Source organism: Streptomyces sp. 3214.6, from assembly GCF_900129855.1.
GTDB lineage: Bacteria > Actinomycetota > Actinomycetes > Streptomycetales > Streptomycetaceae > Streptomyces > Streptomyces soliscabiei.
Genome location: NZ_LT670819.1, coordinates 5271224 through 5292521, shown reverse-complemented (window position 1 = coordinate 5292521; position 21298 = coordinate 5271224). Strand labels below are relative to the sequence as shown.

The 21298-nt window shown below is 67.0% G+C and carries 13 protein-coding genes and 3 rRNA genes; 8 read left to right on the top strand and 8 right to left on the bottom strand.

The window, feature by feature from the left end; translation table 11 throughout:
* The first annotated feature begins 113 nt into the window (after positions 1 to 113).
* The 6 genes from B5557_RS23840 (at position 114) to B5557_RS23815 (ending at position 7366) form a co-directional block, all read left to right on the top strand.
* Positions 114 to 422 carry a hypothetical protein gene (locus B5557_RS23840; protein ID WP_004000049.1) on the top strand — a complete coding sequence of 103 codons (309 nt, stop codon included), beginning with the start codon at positions 114 to 116 and terminating at the stop codon, positions 420 to 422.
* A gap of 201 nt (positions 423 to 623) precedes the next feature.
* Complete coding sequence (locus B5557_RS23835; protein ID WP_079661367.1) at positions 624 to 1448, top strand: hypothetical protein; 825 nt, start codon at positions 624 to 626, stop codon at positions 1446 to 1448.
* Positions 1438 to 2769 carry a hypothetical protein gene (locus tag B5557_RS23830; protein ID WP_079661366.1) on the top strand — a complete coding sequence of 444 codons (1332 nt, stop codon included), beginning with the start codon at positions 1438 to 1440 and terminating at the stop codon, positions 2767 to 2769. Before B5557_RS23835 ends, B5557_RS23830 begins: the two co-directional genes overlap by 11 nt.
* Complete coding sequence (locus tag B5557_RS23825; protein WP_079661365.1) at positions 2766 to 4325, top strand: SCO6880 family protein; 1560 nt, start codon at positions 2766 to 2768, stop codon at positions 4323 to 4325. Before B5557_RS23830 ends, B5557_RS23825 begins: the two co-directional genes overlap by 4 nt.
* Positions 4326 to 4339: 14 nt before the next feature.
* The gene (locus B5557_RS23820; RefSeq protein ID WP_079661364.1) at positions 4340 to 5770 is read left to right on the top strand and encodes an ATP-binding protein; all 1431 of its coding nucleotides are present in this window, start codon (positions 4340 to 4342) and stop codon (positions 5768 to 5770) included.
* 15 nt (positions 5771 to 5785) lie between these two features.
* Complete coding sequence (locus tag B5557_RS23815; protein WP_079661363.1) at positions 5786 to 7366, top strand: type IV secretory system conjugative DNA transfer family protein; 1581 nt, start codon at positions 5786 to 5788, stop codon at positions 7364 to 7366.
* Positions 7367 to 7370: 4 nt separating this feature from the next.
* On the opposite strand, the gene B5557_RS23810 is transcribed toward B5557_RS23815, so the two are convergent.
* The 5 genes from B5557_RS23810 to B5557_RS23785 form a co-directional block, all read right to left on the bottom strand.
* Entirely contained in the window at positions 7371 to 7922 is a 552-nt protein-coding gene (locus B5557_RS23810) for a GNAT family N-acetyltransferase (RefSeq protein ID WP_079664954.1), read from the bottom strand.
* Between the two features lie 69 nt (positions 7923 to 7991).
* A 5S ribosomal RNA gene (gene rrf / locus B5557_RS23805) occupies positions 7992 to 8108 on the bottom strand.
* An 87-nt stretch (positions 8109 to 8195) separates the two neighbouring features.
* A 23S ribosomal RNA gene (locus B5557_RS23800) occupies positions 8196 to 11316 on the bottom strand.
* A 301-nt stretch (positions 11317 to 11617) separates the two neighbouring features.
* Positions 11618 to 13143, bottom strand: a 16S ribosomal RNA gene (locus B5557_RS23795).
* The 16S, 23S and 5S rRNA genes sit together here, the layout of an rRNA operon.
* A gap of 654 nt (positions 13144 to 13797) precedes the next feature.
* On the bottom strand, positions 13798 to 14346 hold the full coding sequence (locus tag B5557_RS23785) for a MarR family winged helix-turn-helix transcriptional regulator (RefSeq protein ID WP_079661362.1): 549 nt from the start codon (positions 14344 to 14346) through the stop codon (positions 13798 to 13800).
* A 104-nt stretch (positions 14347 to 14450) separates the two neighbouring features.
* Between B5557_RS23785 and B5557_RS23780 the strand changes: the two genes are divergently transcribed.
* The gene (locus B5557_RS23780) at positions 14451 to 15740 is read left to right on the top strand and encodes an MFS transporter (protein ID WP_079661361.1); all 1290 of its coding nucleotides are present in this window, start codon (positions 14451 to 14453) and stop codon (positions 15738 to 15740) included.
* A gap of 54 nt (positions 15741 to 15794) precedes the next feature.
* Here the strand turns inward: B5557_RS23780 and B5557_RS23775 are convergent, their stop codons facing one another.
* The 3 genes from B5557_RS23775 to B5557_RS23765 all read right to left on the bottom strand — a co-directional run bounded on the left by B5557_RS23775 (position 15795) and on the right by B5557_RS23765 (position 20010).
* Complete coding sequence (locus B5557_RS23775) at positions 15795 to 16610, bottom strand: class I SAM-dependent methyltransferase (RefSeq protein WP_079661360.1); 816 nt, start codon at positions 16608 to 16610, stop codon at positions 15795 to 15797.
* Positions 16611 to 16751: 141 nt separating this feature from the next.
* Entirely contained in the window at positions 16752 to 18404 is a 1653-nt protein-coding gene (locus tag B5557_RS23770; RefSeq protein ID WP_079664953.1) for an ATP-binding SpoIIE family protein phosphatase, read from the bottom strand.
* A 226-nt stretch (positions 18405 to 18630) separates the two neighbouring features.
* Positions 18631 to 20010, bottom strand: coding sequence for an NAD(P)/FAD-dependent oxidoreductase (locus tag B5557_RS23765; protein WP_079661359.1), 1380 nt, complete (start codon positions 20008 to 20010; stop codon positions 18631 to 18633).
* Between the two features lie 378 nt (positions 20011 to 20388).
* Here B5557_RS23765 and B5557_RS23760 point away from each other — a divergent pair, with 378 nt between their 5' ends.
* On the top strand, positions 20389 to 21162 hold the full coding sequence (locus tag B5557_RS23760; RefSeq protein ID WP_079661358.1) for a TetR/AcrR family transcriptional regulator: 774 nt from the start codon (positions 20389 to 20391) through the stop codon (positions 21160 to 21162).
* Positions 21163 to 21298: the final 136 nt, after the last annotated feature.

Below are 21298 nucleotides of genomic sequence, written 5' to 3'. Positions count from 1 at the left end.
GACAATGACGCCAAGTCGACATACGGACGGCGGCTTCGTCGGCGACAATGAGGCGTGACCTCTGCACACCGGCAGGGGAACTGCGGAACTACCCACCAGGGGCGGTGACTTACATGCTGTTTGCGGCCGACAAGGGCGATATCAACACCATCATCGGCGGGATCGCTCCGGACTGGGGGCCCTTCGGCAGCCTGGGCAACGAGGCCAAGGTGATGATCGAGGTCGTGATGGCGGTCGCCATCCTCATCTGCCTCGGCATCGCCATCTGGGGCGCGGCCAAGCAACGCATCGGCGCGACTGCCCTGCGGGACACCTTCAGTGCGGAACAGGGCAAGGGCCTCATCATCGCGGGCCTGACGGGCGTCTTCATCATCGGCTCACTCGGGACACTGTTCACGATCGTGTACGGCATGGCCGTGTAACAGCGTCCCCCGCACCACCCCCAGTCCCGTCCGGGCGCGCCCGGCCCGCCGTCCCCACCCACCTGTCGTGCCCACCGGCTGAGGTTGCGTTTCCCTGATGTCCCTGATGTCGAGTCACCACACCGCGCCCGCGCGGGAACCAGCACGGCTACCGTCGTACTTCTACGCGGTCCGCAACGGCACCGAGGGGGCGTACGCGGCATGACTCCCGGCGACGAACACGACTACGGCGAACCCGCGGGCACCCGCGTCCGCCTACCCGAGGCCGACCCCTACGGCGGCGCCCGCAGAGGCCCCCGCTCCTCCTCCCGGAGCCTGGTCACGGTGGTCGGCGTCGTCGTCGTCCTCATCGCGGCAATCGCCTTCGCGAACCGCGGAGGAGACGATTCCTCTTCAACGACGACCGACGGCCCCGCCGGCACCAACAACCCCAAGTCCTCCAGCACAGCAGCCACCGGAACAAAACCGGTGGAGTCGAAGACCAACGGCATCCCCTCGGGGTTCGCCCACACCCAGCAGGGCGCCCAGTCCGCCGCCGCCAACTACGCCGTCGCGCTCGGCTCGACCGGCATGTTCCAGAAGAACAGTCGGCACGCCCTCGTCGACAACCTCTACACCACCGCGGCCGCGAGCAAGCTGCAGGGCGCCATGGACCAGGCGTACTCGACCGACTTCCTCGCGAAGATGGGCCTCGACGGCGACGGCAACGCCCCGGACGGCAACACCTTCGTCTCCCGCGTGGTGCCCGTGGGCACGACGGCCCAGGCCTACTCCACTGGCACCGCCAAGGTCGCCGTCTGGTACCTGGGCCTCATCGGCATGTCCGGGACGACCTCCACCGACCCCGTCACCTCGTCGTGGAAGACCTGGACCTTCGACCTCCAGTGGACGGGCGGCGACTGGAAGATCGTCGACGACGAGCAGAAGGACGGCCCCGCTCCCGTCCCCGGCGACGACCCGGCCGCCACCTCCGACGAGATCAGCAAGGCCATCGAGGAGTACGGAGGGTTCACGTATGCCCGCTAACCCGCGCCGCCTGCTCACGCTCGCCGGAGCGGTGACGGCCGTCCAGACGTCGGCCGTGCTGCTGGCCACCCGCGTCTTCGCGGCCCCCTCGCCCGACCCGACGCCGTCACCGTCCGACAGCGTGGACTGCGGTCTCATCTCCGGCGAGGCCAAGAAGTACTGCGAGAAGGGCAACGGAGGCTCCCTCACCACCAACCCCGGCGTCTCCGACACCCTCGACCCCCTCTCCTCCCTCGCCAAGGGCTGTGCCGACGCCGCCGCGTGGACCGTCGACAAGCTCAGCGACGCCGTGAAGGACACGGCGAACGTCGACTTCACCAACGAGAGGTTCCTCAAGCAGTACGCCGTCGTCTTCGCCGCCTCGACCGTCCTGACGCTCCTGCTGTGGCTGCTGGCGGTAGCCAAGCGCGCGGTGCGCGGAGTCCCCCTCACCACCGCCATCGGCGAAGCCGTCGGCTTCCTCTGGCTGACCGTCCTCGCCTCCGCCTTCACCCCCCTCATCCTCTACACCGTCGTCTCCGCCACCGACGGCATCACCGACGTCCTCGCGAAGACCACCGGCAACCAGACCGACACGTTCTTCGGCACCTTCTCCGCGGCCCTCGCCAAGGGCGAGAACATCGGCGGCGGCCCGATCATGCTGATCGTCGTCTCGCTCGTGTCGATCCTCGCCGCCGGAGTGCTCTGGCTGGAGCTCGTCATCAGGGCCGCGCTCCTCTACGTCGGCGCGCTGCTCGGCACCGTCGTCTACGCGGGCCTGGTCGACAAGAACCTGTGGAGCCACGTCCGCCGCTGGGCCGGCATCATGATCGCCGTCATCCTGGTCAAACCGGTCATCGTGATAGTGCTCGGCCTCGCCGGCGCACTGTCCTCGGACGACGGCCCCAACGCCTTCTCCGCCGTCGTCTCCGGCCTCTCGATCATCCTGCTCGCCATCTTCGCCAGCGCGATGATCTACCGCTTCGTCCCCGGCTTCGGCGACGAGATCGCCGGCGGCCGCAACAACCGCATCATGCAGGGCGCCGAAGGCAAGGCCGCCGCCGTCATCAGCTCCCCGGCGACCCTCGTCGCCCAGGGCATCAAGACGCACAGCACCCGTGCGGACAACAACGGCGGCGGCCAGTCCGGATCCTCCGGCGCCCGCCCCTCCAACCCCGCCAGTGGCGGAGTGGCCGCGCACAGCTCGCGCTCCTCGAACGGGGGCGGCGGATCTGTCCCCTCCGCCGCACCCGCGCCCCGCGCGAGCAGCCCGGTCAACACCCCGCACGCCGGCAACAACCGCAACAGCAGCAACAACCGCACGGGAGGTGAAGGGCGTTGACGACCGAGTCCCATGTGTCCCACATGGTCGCGCCCCGCCGTACATATCTGATCGGCCGCGCCCGGCCGAACGCGATCGTCGGCCGCAACCGCGAGACCGGCGAGATCGCGCTCATCGTCATCGGCGCGTTCCTCGGCATGATGTGCGGCCTCCTCGTCCCCGTCCTCGCCCTGCGCATCGTCCTGCTGAGCGGCTTCCCGATGATCGCGCTGGCCGCCGTCTACGTGCCGTACAAGCACCGCACGTTCTACAAGTGGTTCGAGATCAACCGCAGTTACAAGCGCACCCTCCGCCAGGGGACCACGTACCGCTCCACCGCCATGGAGGCCGGCACCCGGCTCGACGGCCAGGAGATCGAGATCGGCCCGCCCCCGGGCATCGGCCGCATCAGCTGGCTGGCCGCCCCCTTCGGCCCCGACGAGATCGCCGTCCTCCTGCACGCCGACCGCCGTACGGTGACGGCGGCCATCGAGATCGAGGGCCCGGGCGTCGGCCTGCGCGACAGCGAGGACCAGGAGGCCCTCGTCGACCGCTTCGGCACCCTCCTCAAGCATGTGGCGAACGGCGACGGCTTCGTCACCCGCCTGCAGATCCTCGCCCGCACCCTCCCCGCCGACCCCGACGCCCACGCCAAGGACGTCGCCGTACGCGGGGATGAGAAGGCCCCCGACTGGCTGGCCCGCTCCTACGACCAGCTCCAGTCCATGGTGTCCACCAGCAGCGAGCAGCACCGCGCCTACCTGGTCGCCTGCATGCACTACACGCGCGAACTCTCCGCCGAGGCGCATGCCATGGCCCGCGCCGCCCGCCCGACGTCCGGCCGCAAACTCGACCGCGACGCCGGCCTCGCCGTCGTCATGGCCCGCGAGCTGACGGACATCTGCTCCCGCCTCCAGGAGGCGGACATCCGCGTCCGCCAGCCCCTCGGGCAGGGCCGGCTCGCCTCCCTCGTCCACTCCATGTACGACCCGGACCACCCCATCGACCACATCCAGGCGATGACCAAGCGCAACGCCTGGCCGGCCGAGCTGGACGCCATGGAGCCGACGTTCCTCCAGGCCAAGACCCGCGAGTCGGCCACCCGGGCCCCCTGGTGCCACGCCACAGCCTGGGTGAAGGAGTGGCCGATGACCCCGGTGGGCGTCAACTTCCTGGCCCCCCTCCTCGTCCACACCCCGGACGTCATCCGCACGGTCGCCGTCACGATGGACCTCGAACCCACCGAGGTCGCCATCGAACGCATGCTCACGGAGAAGACGAACGACGAGGCCGAGGCCAGCCGCGCAGCCAAGATGAACCGCACCGTCGACCCCCGCGACGTCGCCGCCCACTCCCGCCTCGACCAGCGCGGCGAAGACCTGGCGTCCGGCGCGGCCGGCGTGAACCTGGTCGGCTACATCACCGTCTCCAGCCGCAGCCCCGAGGCCCTCGCCCGCGACAAACGGACGATAAGGGCCTCGGCCGGCAAGTCGTACCTGAAGCTGGAGTGGTGCGACCGAGAGCACCACCGGGCGTTCGTGAACACCCTCCCGTTCGCCACCGGAATCCGAAGGTAGGGGCTGATGAGCTGATGCGGGATCCGCTGTCCGTCCTCACGGACGCCTTCACCTCCTTCCTCTTCGGCAAGGTCGAGACGACCCGACTGCCGGTCCGCACCTCCACCGGCCAGGCCCAGGCCGTCTACCTGCCCACGGCCGCCCCTGGCCTCGGCGACTCGGGCGTCATCATCGGCCGCGAGGTCTACTCCGGGAAGGGCTACATCTACGACCCCTTCCAGCTGTACGGCCAGCAGCTACCCGCCCCGCACTGGCTGGTCCTCGGCGAGTCCGGAAACGGCAAGTCGGCGCTGGAGAAGACCTACGTCATGCGCCAGCTCCGCTTCCGCGACCGCCAGGTCGTCGTCCTGGACGCCCAAGGCGAGGACGGCGTCGGCGAATGGAACCTCATCGCGCAGGCGCTGGGAATAACCCCCATCCGCCTGGACCCGACGGCCGCCCTGGACATGGGTATTCGCCTCAACCCCCTGGACCCCTCGATCACCACGACGGGCCAGCTGGCACTGCTCCGCACCATCATCGAAGTGGCGATGGGCCACGGCCTGGACGAACGCTCCGGCTTCGCCCTCAAGGTCGCCCACGCCTACGTCAACGAGACGATCGTGGAACGCCAGCCGGTCCTGATGGACATCGTCGAACAGCTCCGCCACCCCGAACCGGAGTCGGCGGAGGCGATGAACGTCGCCATAGACGACGTACGGGCCTGGGGCCTGGACGTCGCACTGGTCCTGGACCGCCTGGTCGACGGCGACCTGCGGGGCATGTTCGACGGCCCGACGACGGTCGGCATCGACCTGGACGCCCCACTCATCGTGTTCGATTTGTCCCACATCGACCGCAACTCCATCGCCATGCCCATCCTGATGGCGATCGTCGGCGTCTGGCTGGAGCACACCTGGATCCGCCCCGACCGGAAGAAGCGCATCTTCCTGGTCGAGGAGGCCTGGCACATCATCAACAGCCCGTTCGTCGCCCAGCTCTTCCAGCGCCTGCTGAAGTTCGGCCGACGCCTCGGCCTGTCCTTCGTGGCGGTCGTCCACCACTTGTCGGACGTGGTGGACGGAGCGGCGGCGAAGGAGGCGGCCGCGATCCTGAAGATGGCCTCGACCAGGACGATCTACGCCCAGAAAGCCGACGAGGCGAGGGCGACGGGCCGAGTCCTCGGCCTCCCGAGGTGGGCGGTGGAGATCATCCCCACCCTCACCCCCGGCATCGCGGTATGGGACGTCAACGGCAATGTCCAGGTGGTGAAACACCTGGTCACGGAGACGGAACGCCCGTTGGTCTTCACCGACCGCGCCATGACGGAGTCCTCCGCCGAGCAGGCGGCCGCAGCCGACGACGCCCTGCTCGCCGCCGAACTGGAACAGGAACGCCGAGCGGCGGCCTTCATGGAACAGCACATGGCCGACCTGGACGGCTCGTCCGAGTCAACGGTGGCGTAGAGGGGCGGGGTGGTCATGAGACCGGGTGACGAGCAGCGCCGCGAGAGCCGGGCCGCCAGCCAAGGAGGCATCCCGGACGGCCTCCTGGTCGGCATACTCGCCTTCCTGCTCGGCATGACCCTGCTGGTCTGGACGGCGACAGGCCTGGCAGGCCTCTTCTCCCACGGCGCGTGGCCGACCGGCGTCACCTTCACCCGCACCCCGCTCGCCATGCGCCATCTCATCGCCCAACCCCACGACATCCCCGGCGCCTGGCCGGAGGCGGAGCCGACCCGGCTCTCCGGCTACGGCCTCTTCTGGGGCCTGCTCATCGGCCAACTGATGATCCTGTTCGTCCTCACGGTGTTCGTGATGGGGACGCTGGCCCGATGGAGGGCGGTACGCGCCCGCCGCAAGACCGTCCACACGGACCCCGGGTCCGCCGCCGCCCCGGGCCCCCCGCCCCAGCACCACGAGGTACCCGCCCCGCGCACGGAAGCGACGCGCGAGACGGAGCTGACAGCACGCCCGGAGCCGACCCCGACGGCGGAACCGAACACCACGACGGCCCCGACATCACCGCCGTCGCCGTCCCCGTCCTCCCCCGCATCCTCGTCGCATCCCGCCCCGGCACCACGCCCGACCGCCGAACAGGCACCGGCATACGGATGGGTCGAGTCCGACCGCGTCGAAGGCGGGACGGTCCACTACGCACCCCCCGCGACCCGCTACGCCACCGCCTCCCAGGCCGTACGGGACGCCGACGGCCCCGCACTCGTCCTCACCTCCGACCCGGCCCTCTGGCAGGACACCAAGGACGCCAGGGCCAAGCTGGGCCCGGTCCATCTCTACGACCCGGCCCACCGCTGCGACACCCCGGCCCGCCTCCACTGGTCCCCCACGGCCGGCTGCGAGGACAGGCCGACCGCGGCCTCCCGCGCGGCGGCGCTCCTCGCCCCCATACGTCCTTCCGCCCGCCTGGACCAAGCGGTGAGCGACACGGCCGAGACCCTGCTCCGCAGCTATCTCCACGCCGCGGCCATCGACGGCCGCACCATCCGCCACGTTCACCGCTGGTCCCAGGGCACCGGAATCCAGGACGCGGTGCGCACTCTCCGCACCCACCCGAAGGCCGCTCCGGGCTCGGCCGGCGAACTCGAAGCCGCCCTCACCGCACACCCCGAACGCCGGGACATCGCCCAGGAACTGACCTCCCGTGCCCTTTCCGCCCTCTCCACGGTGAACATCCGCGAGGCCTGCACTCCCAACCGAAGTGATGCCCTCGCCTTGGATTCCTTCGTGGACGAAGGGGGAACGCTTTATGTGCTAGGTGAATCCATCGAGGATCCCAGGACGAACCCGGGCGCGATGCCCCTCCTGACGGCCCTCGTCTCCAGCGTGGTCGAGCGCGGCCGGCGCATGGCCGAACGGTCATCCTCCGGTCGCCTCGACCCACCACTCACCCTGGTCCTGGACGACGTGGCAGCCGTGGCCCCGATCCCTCAGCTCCCGGACCTCCTGGCCACCGGAACGAACCGCGGCCTGCCCACCCTGGCCCTGCTCCGCTCCCGCGAACAGGCCAAGGCCCGCTGGCCGAACGACGAGCTACCGGTGTAGTCCTTCAGCCTCCGTCGCGCTCGAGCACGAACTCCAGCTCGATCTCCCCGGGTGCCTGCTCGAACGGCACCACGACACCGCTGGGTACGAACCCGGCCTTGCGGTAGAACCTCTGAGCCCGCGTGTTCTCCTCATGCACGATCAGCCGCACCCGCTCGGCCCCCATCGCCCACGCCCACTCCACACCGGCGTCGAAGAGCACCTCCGTCAGACCGATGCCCCGAAACTCGGGCTGCACGAACACTGCGACGATGTGCCCTTGCCTCCGCTCGACGGGAAAGCCGGCCCAGTCCTTCGTGCCGGCGTCCTCGACCAGCACAGTCAAGGTCCCGATCCACTCTCCGTCCGGTGCCTCGGCGATGATCTGCTGCGCTCCGGTCGCTCCCTCCGCGACTCCCCCGGCTCGTTCCTGCCAAAAGGTGTCCGGCTTGGCCACGGCCTCGTCGTACGTCTCCAGGAAGGCGAGGTGCGCTATCGGGTCCTGAAGCGCGGCGAGCCGCACCTTCTTCGCTGCCGGCCACTCATCGGCGCGTATGGAGCGGATGACGTAATTCATACGCATCACACTAATGGAAAACACAAAAAGGCCCACACCGATTTACGGTGTGGGCCTTTTTCAATATTTGTTCGGCGGTGTCCTACTCTCCCACAGGGTCCCCCCTGCAGTACCATCGGCGCTGTAAGGCTTAGCTTCCGGGTTCGGAATGTAACCGGGCGTTTCCCTCACGCTATGACCACCGAAACACTATGAAACTGTCCAGCCGCACCACGCTGTGGCAACGTGGGGCTGTTCGTGGTTTCAGAACCAACACAGTGGACGCGAGCAACTGAGGACAAGCCCTCGGCCTATTAGTACCAGTCAGCTTCACCCATTACTGGGCTTCCACATCCGGCCTATCAACCCAGTCGTCTACTGGGAGCCTTACCCTCTCAAGGAGGTGGGAACACTCATCTCGAAGCAGGCTTCCCGCTTAGATGCTTTCAGCGGTTATCCCTCCCGAACGTAGCCAACCAGCCATGCCCTTGGCAGAACAACTGGCACACCAGAGGTTCGTCCGTCCCGGTCCTCTCGTACTAGGGACAGCCCTTCTCAATGTTCCTGCGCGCGCAGCGGATAGGGACCGAACTGTCTCACGACGTTCTAAACCCAGCTCGCGTACCGCTTTAATGGGCGAACAGCCCAACCCTTGGGACCGACTCCAGCCCCAGGATGCGACGAGCCGACATCGAGGTGCCAAACCATCCCGTCGATATGGACTCTTGGGGAAGATCAGCCTGTTATCCCCGGGGTACCTTTTATCCGTTGAGCGACGGCGCTTCCACAAGCCACCGCCGGATCACTAGTCCCGACTTTCGTCCCTGCTCGACCCGTCGGTCTCACAGTCAAGCTCCCTTGTGCACTTACACTCAACACCTGATTGCCAACCAGGCTGAGGGAACCTTTGGGCGCCTCCGTTACTCTTTAGGAGGCAACCGCCCCAGTTAAACTACCCATCAGACACTGTCCCTGATCCGGATCACGGACCCAGGTTAGACATCCAGCACGACCAGAGTGGTATTTCAACGACGACTCCACCTGAACTGGCGTCCAAGCTTCACAGTCTCCCACCTATCCTACACAAGCCGAACCGAACACCAATATCAAACTGTAGTAAAGGTCCCGGGGTCTTTCCGTCCTGCTGCGCGAAACGAGCATCTTTACTCGTAGTGCAATTTCACCGGGCCTATGGTTGAGACAGTCGAGAAGTCGTTACGCCATTCGTGCAGGTCGGAACTTACCCGACAAGGAATTTCGCTACCTTAGGATGGTTATAGTTACCACCGCCGTTTACTGGCGCTTAAGTTCTCAGCTTCGCCACACCGAAATGTGACTAACCGGTCCCCTTAACGTTCCAGCACCGGGCAGGCGTCAGTCCGTATACATCGCCTTACGGCTTCGCACGGACCTGTGTTTTTAGTAAACAGTCGCTTCTCGCTGGTCTCTGCGGCCACCCCCAGCTCGAGCAGCAAGTGCTCTCACCAAGCGTGGCCCCCCTTCTCCCGAAGTTACGGGGGCATTTTGCCGAGTTCCTTAACCATAGTTCACCCGAACGCCTCGGTATTCTCTACCTGACCACCTGAGTCGGTTTAGGGTACGGGCCGCCATGAAACTCGCTAGAGGCTTTTCTCGACAGCATAGGATCATCCACTTCGCCACAATCGGCTCGGCATCAGGTCTCAGACTATATGAACGGCGGATTTGCCTACCATTCGCCCTACACCCTTACCCCGGGACAACCACCGCCCGGGATGGACTACCTTCCTGCGTCACCCCATCACTCACCTACTACAAGTCTGGTCCGTCGGCTCCACCACTTTCCATTCCCCGAAGGGTCCGGAACGGCTTCACGGACTTAGCATCGCCTGATTCAATGTTTGACGCTTCACAGCGGGTACCGGAATATCAACCGGTTATCCATCGACTACGCCTGTCGGCCTCGCCTTAGGTCCCGACTTACCCTGGGCAGATCAGCTTGACCCAGGAACCCTTAGTCAATCGGCGCACACGTTTCTCACGTGTGAATCGCTACTCATGCCTGCATTCTCACTCGTGAACCGTCCACAACTACCTTCCGGTGCTGCTTCACCCGGCACACGACGCTCCCCTACCCATCCACACAGGCGTTGGCCCTATTATGTGAATGACACGACTTCGGCGGTACGCTTGAGCCCCGCTACATTGTCGGCGCGGAATCACTAGACCAGTGAGCTATTACGCACTCTTTCAAGGGTGGCTGCTTCTAAGCCAACCTCCTGGTTGTCTCTGCGACTCCACATCCTTTCCCACTTAGCGTACGCTTAGGGGCCTTAGTCGATGCTCTGGGCTGTTTCCCTCTCGACCATGGAGCTTATCCCCCACAGTCTCACTGCCGCGCTCTCACTTACCGGCATTCGGAGTTTGGCTAAGGTCAGTAACCCGGTAGGGCCCATCGCCTATCCAGTGCTCTACCTCCGGCAAGAAACACACGACGCTGCACCTAAATGCATTTCGGGGAGAACCAGCTATCACGGAGTTTGATTGGCCTTTCACCCCTAACCACAGGTCATCCCCCAGGTTTTCAACCCTGGTGGGTTCGGTCCTCCACGAAGTCTTACCTCCGCTTCAACCTGCCCATGGCTAGATCACTCCGCTTCGGGTCTTGAGCGTGCTACTGAAACGCCCTGTTCGGACTCGCTTTCGCTACGGCTACCCCACCCGGGTTAACCTCGCAACACACCGCAAACTCGCAGGCTCATTCTTCAAAAGGCACGCAGTCACGAGGCAAGCACAAGTGCTTGCCCGACGCTCCCACGGCTTGTAGGCACACGGTTTCAGGTACTATTTCACTCCGCTCCCGCGGTACTTTTCACCATTCCCTCACGGTACTATCCGCTATCGGTCACCAGGGAATATTTAGGCTTAGCGGGTGGTCCCGCCAGATTCACACGGGATTTCTCGGGCCCCGTGCTACTTGGGTGTCTCTCAAACGAGCCGCTGACGTTTCGACTACGGGGGTCTTACCCTCTACGCCGGACCTTTCGCATGTCCTTCGCCTACATCAACGGTTTCTGACTCGTCCTGTCGCCGGCAGACGACAGAAGAGAGATCCCACAACCCCCACGACGCAACCCCTGCCGGGTCTCACACGTCGTAGGTTTGGCCTCATCCGGTTTCGCTCGCCACTACTCCCGGAATCACGGTTGTTTTCTCTTCCTGCGGGTACTGAGATGTTTCACTTCCCCGCGTTCCCTCCACATACCCTATGTGTTCAGGTATGGGTGACAGCCCATGACGACTGCCGGGTTTCCCCATTCGGAAACCCCCGGATCAAAGCCTGGTTGACGACTCCCCGGGGACTATCGTGGCCTCCCACGTCCTTCATCGGTTCCTGGTGCCAAGGCATCCACCGTGCGCCCTTAAAAACTTGGCCACAGATGCTCGCGTCCACTGTGCAGTTCTCAAACAACGACCAGCCACCCATCACCCCCAACCGAAGCTGGAGTTCACTGGGGCCGGCAACTGAGGGGTTCATTCCCTCAGACACCCAACAGCGTGCCCGGCACCCCCGCCACTCGTGATCAGCTTTCCACGCTCCGAAGAGCAGTACTTACAGCCCGAGATGACTGAGAATGCCGAATAATCAACGTTCCACCCATGAGCAACCAGCATCGGACGTACGCCGATGTACTGGCCTCTGGACAACCTTGCGGCTGCCTAGAAGTGCTCCTTAGAAAGGAGGTGATCCAGCCGCACCTTCCGGTACGGCTACCTTGTTACGACTTCGTCCCAATCGCCAGTCCCACCTTCGACAGCTCCCTCCCACAAGGGGTTGGGCCACCGGCTTCGGGTGTTACCGACTTTCGTGACGTGACGGGCGGTGTGTACAAGGCCCGGGAACGTATTCACCGCAGCAATGCTGATCTGCGATTACTAGCAACTCCGACTTCATGGGGTCGAGTTGCAGACCCCAATCCGAACTGAGACCGGCTTTTTGAGATTCGCTCCACCTCACGGTTTCGCAGCTCTTTGTACCGGCCATTGTAGCACGTGTGCAGCCCAAGACATAAGGGGCATGATGACTTGACGTCGTCCCCACCTTCCTCCGAGTTGACCCCGGCAGTCTCCTGTGAGTCCCCATCACCCCGAAGGGCATGCTGGCAACACAGAACAAGGGTTGCGCTCGTTGCGGGACTTAACCCAACATCTCACGACACGAGCTGACGACAGCCATGCACCACCTGTACACCGACCACAAGGGGGCGACCATCTCTGGCCGTTTCCGGTGTATGTCAAGCCTTGGTAAGGTTCTTCGCGTTGCGTCGAATTAAGCCACATGCTCCGCTGCTTGTGCGGGCCCCCGTCAATTCCTTTGAGTTTTAGCCTTGCGGCCGTACTCCCCAGGCGGGGAACTTAATGCGTTAGCTGCGGCACCGACGACGTGGAATGTCGCCAACACCTAGTTCCCACCGTTTACGGCGTGGACTACCAGGGTATCTAATCCTGTTCGCTCCCCACGCTTTCGCTCCTCAGCGTCAGTAATGGCCCAGAGATCCGCCTTCGCCACCGGTGTTCCTCCTGATATCTGCGCATTTCACCGCTACACCAGGAATTCCGATCTCCCCTACCACACTCTAGTCTGCCCGTATCGAATGCAGACCCGGGGTTAAGCCCCGGGCTTTCACATCCGACGCGACAGACCGCCTACGAGCTCTTTACGCCCAATAATTCCGGACAACGCTTGCGCCCTACGTATTACCGCGGCTGCTGGCACGTAGTTAGCCGGCGCTTCTTCTGCAGGTACCGTCACTTTCGCTTCTTCCCTGCTGAAAGAGGTTTACAACCCGAAGGCCGTCATCCCTCACGCGGCGTCGCTGCATCAGGCTTTCGCCCATTGTGCAATATTCCCCACTGCTGCCTCCCGTAGGAGTCTGGGCCGTGTCTCAGTCCCAGTGTGGCCGGTCGCCCTCTCAGGCCGGCTACCCGTCGTCGCCTTGGTGAGCCATTACCTCACCAACAAGCTGATAGGCCGCGGGCTCATCCTTCACCGCCGGAGCTTTCAACCCCCACCCATGCGAGTGGAAGTGATATCCGGTATTAGACCCCGTTTCCAGGGCTTGTCCCAGAGTGAAGGGCAGATTGCCCACGTGTTACTCACCCGTTCGCCACTAATCCCCACCGAAGTGGTTCATCGTTCGACTTGCATGTGTTAAGCACGCCGCCAGCGTTCGTCCTGAGCCAGGATCAAACTCTCCGTGAATGTTTACCGGTAATCCGGTGCACACACACGAGAGCGGAACAGCCAGGCGGAATAAGCCCGGCCGTTCACAGCGTCCTCGCTGTGTTTTTTCAAAGGAACCTCATCCTCGGCTATCACTGCCGCGGACGGGGTATCAACATATCTGGCGTTGATTTTTGGCACGCTGTTGAGTTCTCAAGGAACGGACGCTTCCTTTGTACTCACCCGAGAGACTCTCTCAGGCTTTCCTCCGGGCGCTTCCCTTCGGTCTTGCGTTTCCGACTCTATCAGATCTTTTTCCGATCCGATTTCCTCGGCGCTTTCCAGGTTCTCCGCGTTTTTCGTTTCGCGGTTTCCCTTTCCGGCGTTTCCGACTCTATCAGATCCTTTCGGTCCTGATTCCCAGTCAGCGGGGGCTTGTCTTCGCGGCCGTTTGGGCCGTTCCGACGTCTCAAACCTTAGCGGATCTGCTCGGCAGTTCCTAATCGGACTGCCGACTCCGACTCGAATTGAATTCGGGCACACCGAATGCAATCCCGTTGGGAGATCGTGCTGATGGTTTGAGGTGCCGCTTCTGCGGCGGAGGTGCTGTCGAAGAACCGTTACGGCTCCCCGGCAACCCGAAGAACTCTACTCACCCTGCAAGGGGGTGTCAACCACCCCTGTCAAGATCTTTTAGTCGAGGTCGCTGAGCCGACCGCCGGCGTCCGGCTGGGCGTGCTCCACCCTGCGCAGGAGTCTCGTCAGGACCTCACCCAGAGCCGTGCGCTCCTCCGCGGAGAGGTCCTGGAGGAGGTCGCCCTCGAAGACCGTCGCCATACGCATCGCCTCCAGCCACTTCTCTCGGCCCTCGGGCGTCAGCTCCACGATCACCCGGACCCGGTTGGACTCGTCCCTCTCACGAGTCACCAGTCCTTCGGAGACCATGCGGTCGATCCGGTGGGTCATCGCGGCCGGCGTCAGCCCGAGGCGCTTCGCCAGGTCGCTGGGGCCCAGACGGTAGGGGGCACCGGAGAGGACGAGGGCCTTGAGGACCTCCCACTCGGCGTTGCTGATGCCGAGGTCGGCGGTCTGACGGCCGTAGGCGACGTTCATCCGGCGGTTGAGTCGGGACAGCGCCGAGACGATCTTCTCGACCTGCGGGTCGAGGTCCTGGAACTCGCGCTGGTAGGCGGCGATCTGCTCTTCGAGGGTCGGCTCAGTGACGCCGGGGGTCTCGGCCATGGCCGCAGTATCGCACGCGGCGACTTTGCCTTGAAGTCCTTCGGAATATAATCTTTAGCTTCGAAGTTTAGCTTTGAAGTATTCAGGTCTAACTAGTGAGAGAGGTGAACGTGACCAGGGCCAAGGGCGCAGCGATGCGCCGGATCCACGTGGGCAACGCACTCAGCGCGTTCGGACTGGGCTTCACCGTCCCCTACCTGTACGTCTATGTGGCGCAGGTGCGGGGGCTGGGAGCCATGACGGCGGGGCTCGTCCTCACGGTCTTCGCCGTGGCCGCGCTGATCGTGCTGCCGTTCGCCGGTCGGGCGATCGTGCGGCGCGGTCCACTGCCGGTCCTGCTGGTCGCCCTGGTCACCGCCGCCCTGGGTGCGCTGAGCCTGGGGCTCGCGGGCAACGCCACCGCCGTACTGGGCGCCGCTGTGGCGCTCGGGGCCGGGCAGGCCGTGATGCAGCCGGCGCTGGCGACGATGATCGTGGACTGCTCGACCGCGGAGACCCGGTCGCGGGCTTTCGCGATGCAGTTCTTTCTGCAGAACCTCGGGCTCGGCGTGGGCGGGCTGATCGGCGGGCATCTCGTCGACACCACTCGCGTCTCCTCCTTCACGCTGTTGTTCGCCATCGAGGCGGCGATGTTCCTGCTGCTGGCCGTGGTGATGTCGACCGTGCGTCTGCCGCACGCTCCGCGCCTCGGGGACGCCCCGCAGTCCGCCGGGGGGAGCTGGAAGCAGCTGCTCGGCAATCGGGCCATGGTGCAGCTGTCCGTGCTGGGCTTCGTGTTGTTCTTCGCCTGCTACGGGCAGTTCGAGTCGGGGCTGAGTGCGTACGGGGTCGAGGCCGCCGGGATCTCGACGTCCGCGCTCGGGACGGCTCTGGCCGCCAACACCGCGGTGATCGTGGTCGCGCAGTTCGCCGTGCTGAAGTTCGTCGAGCGGCAGAAGCGGTCGCGGGTGATCGCGGCCGTGGGGCTGATCTGGGCCGTGGCGTGGGTCGTGGCCGGGTACGCCGGGCTGGGGCATGGGAGCCGGGAGATGGCGACGGCCGCGTTCGTGTCGACGTACGCGCTGTTCGGGCTGGGTGAGGCGATGCTGTCGCCGACGGTCGCGCCGCTGGTGGCCGATCTGGCGCCGGAGGGGATGGCGGGGCAGTACAACTCGGCGTTCGCCCTGGTGAAGCAGCTCGCGCTGGCCGTCGGTCCGGCGGTGGGCGGGCCGATGGGGGCCTCGCTGCACGCGTCGTACATCGTGACGTTTCTGCTGTTCTCGCTGGGGATCACCTTCCTCGCGCTGCGGCTGGGGCGGCAGCTGACCGCCGTCCAGGATCAGCCGTGGCTGGCGCGCAAGCGGGTGGTCGCGCGGGGTGGCGCGGTTGCGGAGCCGGTGGCCGCGGAGGCGTGAGACAGGTACGCGGGAGGCGGCCGTCGTCCGGGAGGGCGGCGGCCGCCTTTCGTGTCAGCGGGTGGCCGTGACGAGGGTCGCCGTGAAGGGGAGGGTCGCCGTGTCGTCGGGGGCGGTGTGGTCGGCCACGTGCTCGCGGACTCTGTGTGCGGCGGTGGCCAGGGCCTGTTCGCCACCGGTGTCGGTGATCGACCGGCCCCAGGAGAGTGCGGAGAGGTGGGCCAGGGCGAACTCCTCCAGTGGGGAGAACGCGATGGTGAAGGTGACCTCGTGGTGGGTCGTGGTGCGGTAGCCCGCCCGGCGGAGGGCGCCCGTCAGGTGTTCGGCGGTGCAGGAGAAGGCCGCCGCGTAGCCCGCGGCCGCGTCCGGGCCGGCGTACTCCGTCAGAACGCGGTGCTGGGCGACGCAGTAGGGGGACTGGTCCATGCGGGTCCAGACGGTCGCCGCGAAGCGGCCCTGGGGGCGGGTGACGCGGGCGGCCTCGCGCAGGGCCGCGTCGAGGTCGGGGAAGTACTGGGCGCCCTGCTGGCAGAGGACCACGTCGAAGGAGCGGTCGGGGTGGGGGAGGGCGTCGGCGGGGGCCGCGGTGAACTCGATGTCCGGGTAGAGGCGGGGGTGACGGGCCCTCGCCAGCTCGAGCCGGTCCTCGTCGATGTCGATGCCGTGGACCCGGCCGGTGGGGCCCGCCTGGGCGGCTGCGGCACGGGCCGCGAAGCCGGTGCCGCAGGCGAGGTCGAGGACGGTGGCGCCAGGGTAGAGGTCCGCGGCGTCCACGAGTGCGGTGACGAAGGGCGCCATGAGGGGCGCGACGTAGTGTTCGTAGCGCTCGGGGGCGCTTCCCTTGAGGTGAAAGCCCGTTGCGTCTGCCATGGGGAGCTACTAGCACCGGGGGGCGGGTTCGCCTAGGTGCCGCGCGCGAGGGAACGGGTGTTCGAGGAACTTCTCGGCCTCATCCGGGACCCATGCCAGCCCCGTCCCGGTCGGTGGCGTCCCGGTCGGTGCGGGCCGGTCTCATTCGGTCGGCTTCGGCAGGACGAACTCGCACCACACCGCCTTTCCGCCGCCCGGGGTGCGCCTGCTGCCCCAGTTGGAGGCGATCGTGGCGACGATGGCGATACCCCGGCCGGACTCGTCGCCCGGTTCCGCGCGGCGGCGGCGCGGGAGGTGGTCGTCGCCGTCGGTGACCTCGATGATCAGCCGGCGGTCGGTGCGGCGCAGCCGTAGCCGCATGGGCGGGATGCCGTGCTGGAGGGAGTTGGCGACGAGTTCGCTGGCGGCGAGGACGCCGAGGTCGTGCAGGTCGGCCGGGAAGCGCCAGCTGGTGAGGACGCCCGAGGCGAAGGCACGCGCGCGTGGGGCCGCTTCGACGCCGCCGAGGAGCTCCAGGGCGGCGTTGCGGAACAGCTCGCCGTCGGGGCCGGTGCGGGCGGGGTGCTGGAGGACGAGGACGGCGACGTCGTCGTCGTGATCGGCGGTGACGCCGGCCGAGCGGACGAGGCGGTCGCAGACGACCTGGGGGGTGCCGGTGGCGCCGGACAGGGCGCGGGCCAGGGAGGCGATGCCCTCGTCCAGGTCTTCGTTCCTGCGTTCGACCAGGCCGTCCGTGTAGAGGACGGCGGTCGAGCCGGGGCCGAGGGGGATCGAGCCGGAGGCGTGCATCCAGCCGCCGGTGCCCAGGGGCGGCCCGGTGGGCTCGTCGGCGCGATGGACGGTGCCGTTCTCGTCGCGGACCAGGATGGGCAGGTGGCCTGCGGAGGCGTACACCAGCCGGCCCTCGTTCGGGTCGTGGATGGCGTACACGCAGGTGGCGATCTGGTTGGCGTCGATCTCCGCGGCGAGGCCGTCGAGGAGCTGGAGGACCTCGTGCGGGGGCAGGTCGAGGCGGGCGTACGCGCGGACGGCCGTGCGGAGCTGGCCCATGACCGCCGCCGCGCGGACGCCGCGGCCCATCACGTCGCCGATGACCAGCGCCGTGCGGCCGCCGCCGAGGGTGATGACGTCGTACCAGTCGCCGCCGACCGCGGCCTCGGTGCCGCCGGGCTGGTAGGTGGCGGCGATCCGCAGGTCGTCGGGCTCTTCGAGCTCCTGGGGGAGGAGGGAGCGCTGGAGGGTGACGGCGGTCTCGCGCTGGCGGCGTTCGCTGGCTCTGAGGCGTTCGGCGGCCTCGGCGTGATCGGTGACGTCGGTGGCGAAGATCAGCACGGTGCCCTTGCCGTTGTCCTCGGCGGCCGGGGTGCAGGTGAACGTGTAGTGGCGGCCGTCGGGGGCCTTGCGGGACTTCAGGGTGCGGGGCTTGCCGCTGCGCAGCGCCTGGTCGAGGAGGGGCATGAGGCCGAGGTCGCGCAGCTCGGGGAGGGCCTCGGCCGCGGGTTCGCCGCAGGAGCGGGCGCCGAAGGCCGCCGTGTAGGCGTCGTTGACGTAGGCGAGGCGGTGGTCGGGGCCGTGGACGAGGGCGACGAGGGCCGGGACGCGGTCGAGGACCTCACGGACCGGGAGTTCGTCGACGGCGGGCACGGGGGGCGGCTCGTCGGTGAGTTGTTCGGCGCGGGCCGCGGGTACGGAGCCTTCGCTCCGCCGGTCCGTGGTGGTGACCGGGTGCTCGGCTCGCGCGGCGGCGCGGCGCTGCGTTCCGGGGAGCCGGGCGCTCCAGCGCGTGAAGTTCACGAATCCTTGCCTCGTGTAGTCGTCGTCGGCCGGCTCCGGGCCCGGCCTGGGCTGCGGGGGCCGCGCGGCGGTGGCCGCACAGTGTTGCAGCACCCGGGAGGTGGAGCACGGGGGAACAGCCTCGTGGGTTCGGGGGGCTATGAGCAGGGAGCAGTCTGGCAGTGTGGCCGCCGTCCGGGCCGACATTCGTCAGACGTGGGGGCGGCCGGTGGAGTTCCTGGATCGGTCAGGACGACCCCTTCGGGTCGCCGGAAGACTCGTCAGAAGGCTTTCCACCGGCAGCCAGTTCGAACTCCGCGCGGGGATGTTCGAGGGATCCGAGGGAGACGATCTCTCGTTTGAAGAGCCCTGAGAGGGTCCATTCGGCGAGGACGCGTGCCTTGCGGTTGAAGGTGGGCACGCGGCTGAGGTGGTACGCGCGGTGCATGAACCAGGCCGGGTAGCCCTTGAGCTTGCGTCCGTAGACGTGGGCGACGCCCTTGTGGAGGCCGAGTGAGGCGACCGAGCCGACGTATTTGTGGGTGTATGTCTCCAGAGGTTCGCCGCGCAGGGAGTGCGCGATGTTGTCGGCGAGGACCTTGGCCTGGCGGACGGCGTGCTGGGCGTTGGGCGCGGTCTCCGTGCCGGGTTCGCCGGCCGTGACGTCGGGGACGGCCGCGGCGTCTCCGGCCGCCCACGCGTGCGTGGCGCCGTCGATCGTGAGCTCGGGGGTGCATTTCAGCCGACCTCGTTCGGTGAGCGGGAGGTCGGTGGCGGCGAGGAGCGGGTGGGGCTTGACGCCGGCGGTCCACACGACCGTCCGGGTCGGGAAGCGGGCGCCGTCGCTGAGGACGGCGACGCGGTCGGCGCAGGACTCCAGCCGGGTGTTCAGGCGCACGTCGATGTTGCGGCGGCGCAGCTCACTGACGGTGTAGCGGCCCATGTCGGCGCCGACCTCGGGCAGGATCCGGTCGGAGGCCTCGACGAGGATCCACTTCATGTCCTCGGGCTTGACGTTGTGGTAGTAGCGCGTGGTGTAGCGGGCCATGTCCTCCAGTTCGCCGAGCGCCTCGACGCCCGCGAAGCCGCCGCCGACGAAGACGAAGGTGAGGGCGGCGTCACGGATCGCGGGGTCGCGGGTGGAGGAGGCGATGTCCATCTGTTCGATGACGTGGTTGCGCAGCCCGATGGCCTCCTCGACGGATTTGAAGCCGATGGCGTAGTCGGCGAGCCCCGGGACGGGCAGCGTGCGGGAGATCGAGCCGGGCGCGAGGACGAGTTCGTCGTACGTCAGCTGCCGGGGGCCGGTGCCCTCCTCGTCGGTGGCGAGGGTGGTGAGGGTGGCGGTGCGTTTGGCGTGGTCGACGGCGGTGACCTCGCCGACGACGACCCGGCAGTGCGGCAGTACGCGGCGCAGGGGCACGACGACGTGCCGGGGGGAGATGGCGCCCGCGGCGGCCTCGGGGAGGAAGGGCTGGTACGTCATGTACGGGTCGGGTGTGACGACCGTGATCTCGGCCTCACCCCGGCCCAGTTCCCGTTTCAGCTTCTGCTGGAGCCGCAGGGCCGTGTACATCCCGACGTAGCCGCCGCCGACAACGAGAATGCGCGCACGTTCCTTCACCATCCCATGACGCACCGGTCGCTGGAGTTTGTCCACAGCCTCGACAATTTGTGTGACCGCGAGTCGGGCGGGCGCGGGGTTGGCCGAAACACCGAAGCACGGGGCAGGAGTGCAGGTCAGGGGGTGTGCGCCGGGGTGCGGGAAGGGGTGCAATCGGGACGTATACGACCCGTACTCCGATCGGGGGGCGCTCCGTGCGGAACCTGCCCCTTCTGAATTGACTCCCTCTCAACTATGTTCGTGAGTCGACGGGGTGTCAGGGGGAAGCGCTCTGCGGGTCTGCGACGGGCGGGCCCGGGGTGGCCGTCCCCTGTTCCACACCCCGGCTTTCGATGGCGGGGAGAGTCTCCGGGGGGAGACGTCATTACCGGGGGATCATTCATGCACATTCAGAACTCGCATTGGCCGTCCGCACCAGCCCTCGCATCCGGCGCTACGGTCGGTGCGGTCAGTGCGGCGATGGGAAACGGACGCGGGGACGGCGCGCGGTCAGCGCCGCTTCGCGTGGACGCACAGCGCAATCTGGAACACGTACTGCGCGCGGCGCGCGAGGTGTTCGGTGAGCTGGGGTACGGCGCGCCGATGGAGGACGTGGCGCGGCGCGCGCGGGTCGGCGTCGGCACGGTGTACCGGCGGTTCCCGAGCAAGGACGTCCTGGTGCGGCGGATAGCCGAGGAGGAGACCTCTCGGCTGACCGACCAGGCGCGGGCGGCGCTCGGCCAGGAGGACGAGCCGTGGTCGGCGCTGTCGCGCTTCCTGCGGACGTCCGTGGCGTCCGGCGCGGGGCGGCTGCTGCCGCCGCAGGTGCTGCGCGTCGGGGTCTCCGAGGACGGCACCGAGGCCGTGTCGACCGACGGGGCGCGGGTGCCGCAGCAGCGGACCCAGCCGGTTAGCGGTGAGCTGCGGCTCGTCGCTGACGACGGCACGACGACCGCCGTCGACGACGCCGGGGCGGCGGCGCTGCTGGAGGTCGTGGGCCGGCTCGTGGAGCGGGCGCGGGAGGCGGGCGAACTGCGCGCCGACGTGTCGGTGTCGGACGTGCTGCTGGTCATCGCGACGGCGGCGCCTTCGCTGCCGGACCCGGCCCAGCAGGCGGCCGCTTCGGCACGGCTGCTGGACATCCTGCTGGAGGGCCTGCGGTCGCGGTCCGTTTGACTCGTAAGGGTGGCTGTGGGGGTGGGGGCCGAGCGGCCCTCACCCCCACGGCCATCCCGAACGCATACGGGGCATTTCGGTCCGGAGTCTCAACTCCTGCCCCGGGCACGAAAGTTGAACCTTCCCCGTACGAGTG

Excerpts from the sequence above, each read along its gene's own strand:
- B5557_RS23840 (WP_004000049.1), top strand. The coding sequence starts at position 114 with ATGCTGTTTGCGGCCGACAAGGGCGATATCAACACCATCATCGGCGGG.
- B5557_RS23835 (WP_079661367.1), top strand. The coding sequence starts at position 624 with ATGACTCCCGGCGACGAACACGACTACGGCGAACCCGCGGGCACCCGC.
- B5557_RS23830 (WP_079661366.1), top strand. The coding sequence starts at position 1,438 with ATGCCCGCTAACCCGCGCCGCCTGCTCACGCTCGCCGGAGCGGTGACG.
- B5557_RS23820 (WP_079661364.1), top strand. The coding sequence starts at position 4,340 with ATGCGGGATCCGCTGTCCGTCCTCACGGACGCCTTCACCTCCTTCCTC.
- B5557_RS23815 (WP_079661363.1), top strand. The coding sequence starts at position 5,786 with ATGAGACCGGGTGACGAGCAGCGCCGCGAGAGCCGGGCCGCCAGCCAA.
- B5557_RS23810 (WP_079664954.1), bottom strand. The coding sequence starts at position 7,922 with ATGAATTACGTCATCCGCTCCATACGCGCCGATGAGTGGCCGGCAGCG.
- B5557_RS23785 (WP_079661362.1), bottom strand. The coding sequence starts at position 14,346 with ATGGCCGAGACCCCCGGCGTCACTGAGCCGACCCTCGAAGAGCAGATC.
- B5557_RS23775 (WP_079661360.1), bottom strand. The coding sequence starts at position 16,610 with ATGGCAGACGCAACGGGCTTTCACCTCAAGGGAAGCGCCCCCGAGCGC.
- B5557_RS23765 (WP_079661359.1), bottom strand. The coding sequence starts at position 20,010 with ATGGTGAAGGAACGTGCGCGCATTCTCGTTGTCGGCGGCGGCTACGTC.
- B5557_RS23760 (WP_079661358.1), top strand. The coding sequence starts at position 20,389 with ATGCACATTCAGAACTCGCATTGGCCGTCCGCACCAGCCCTCGCATCC.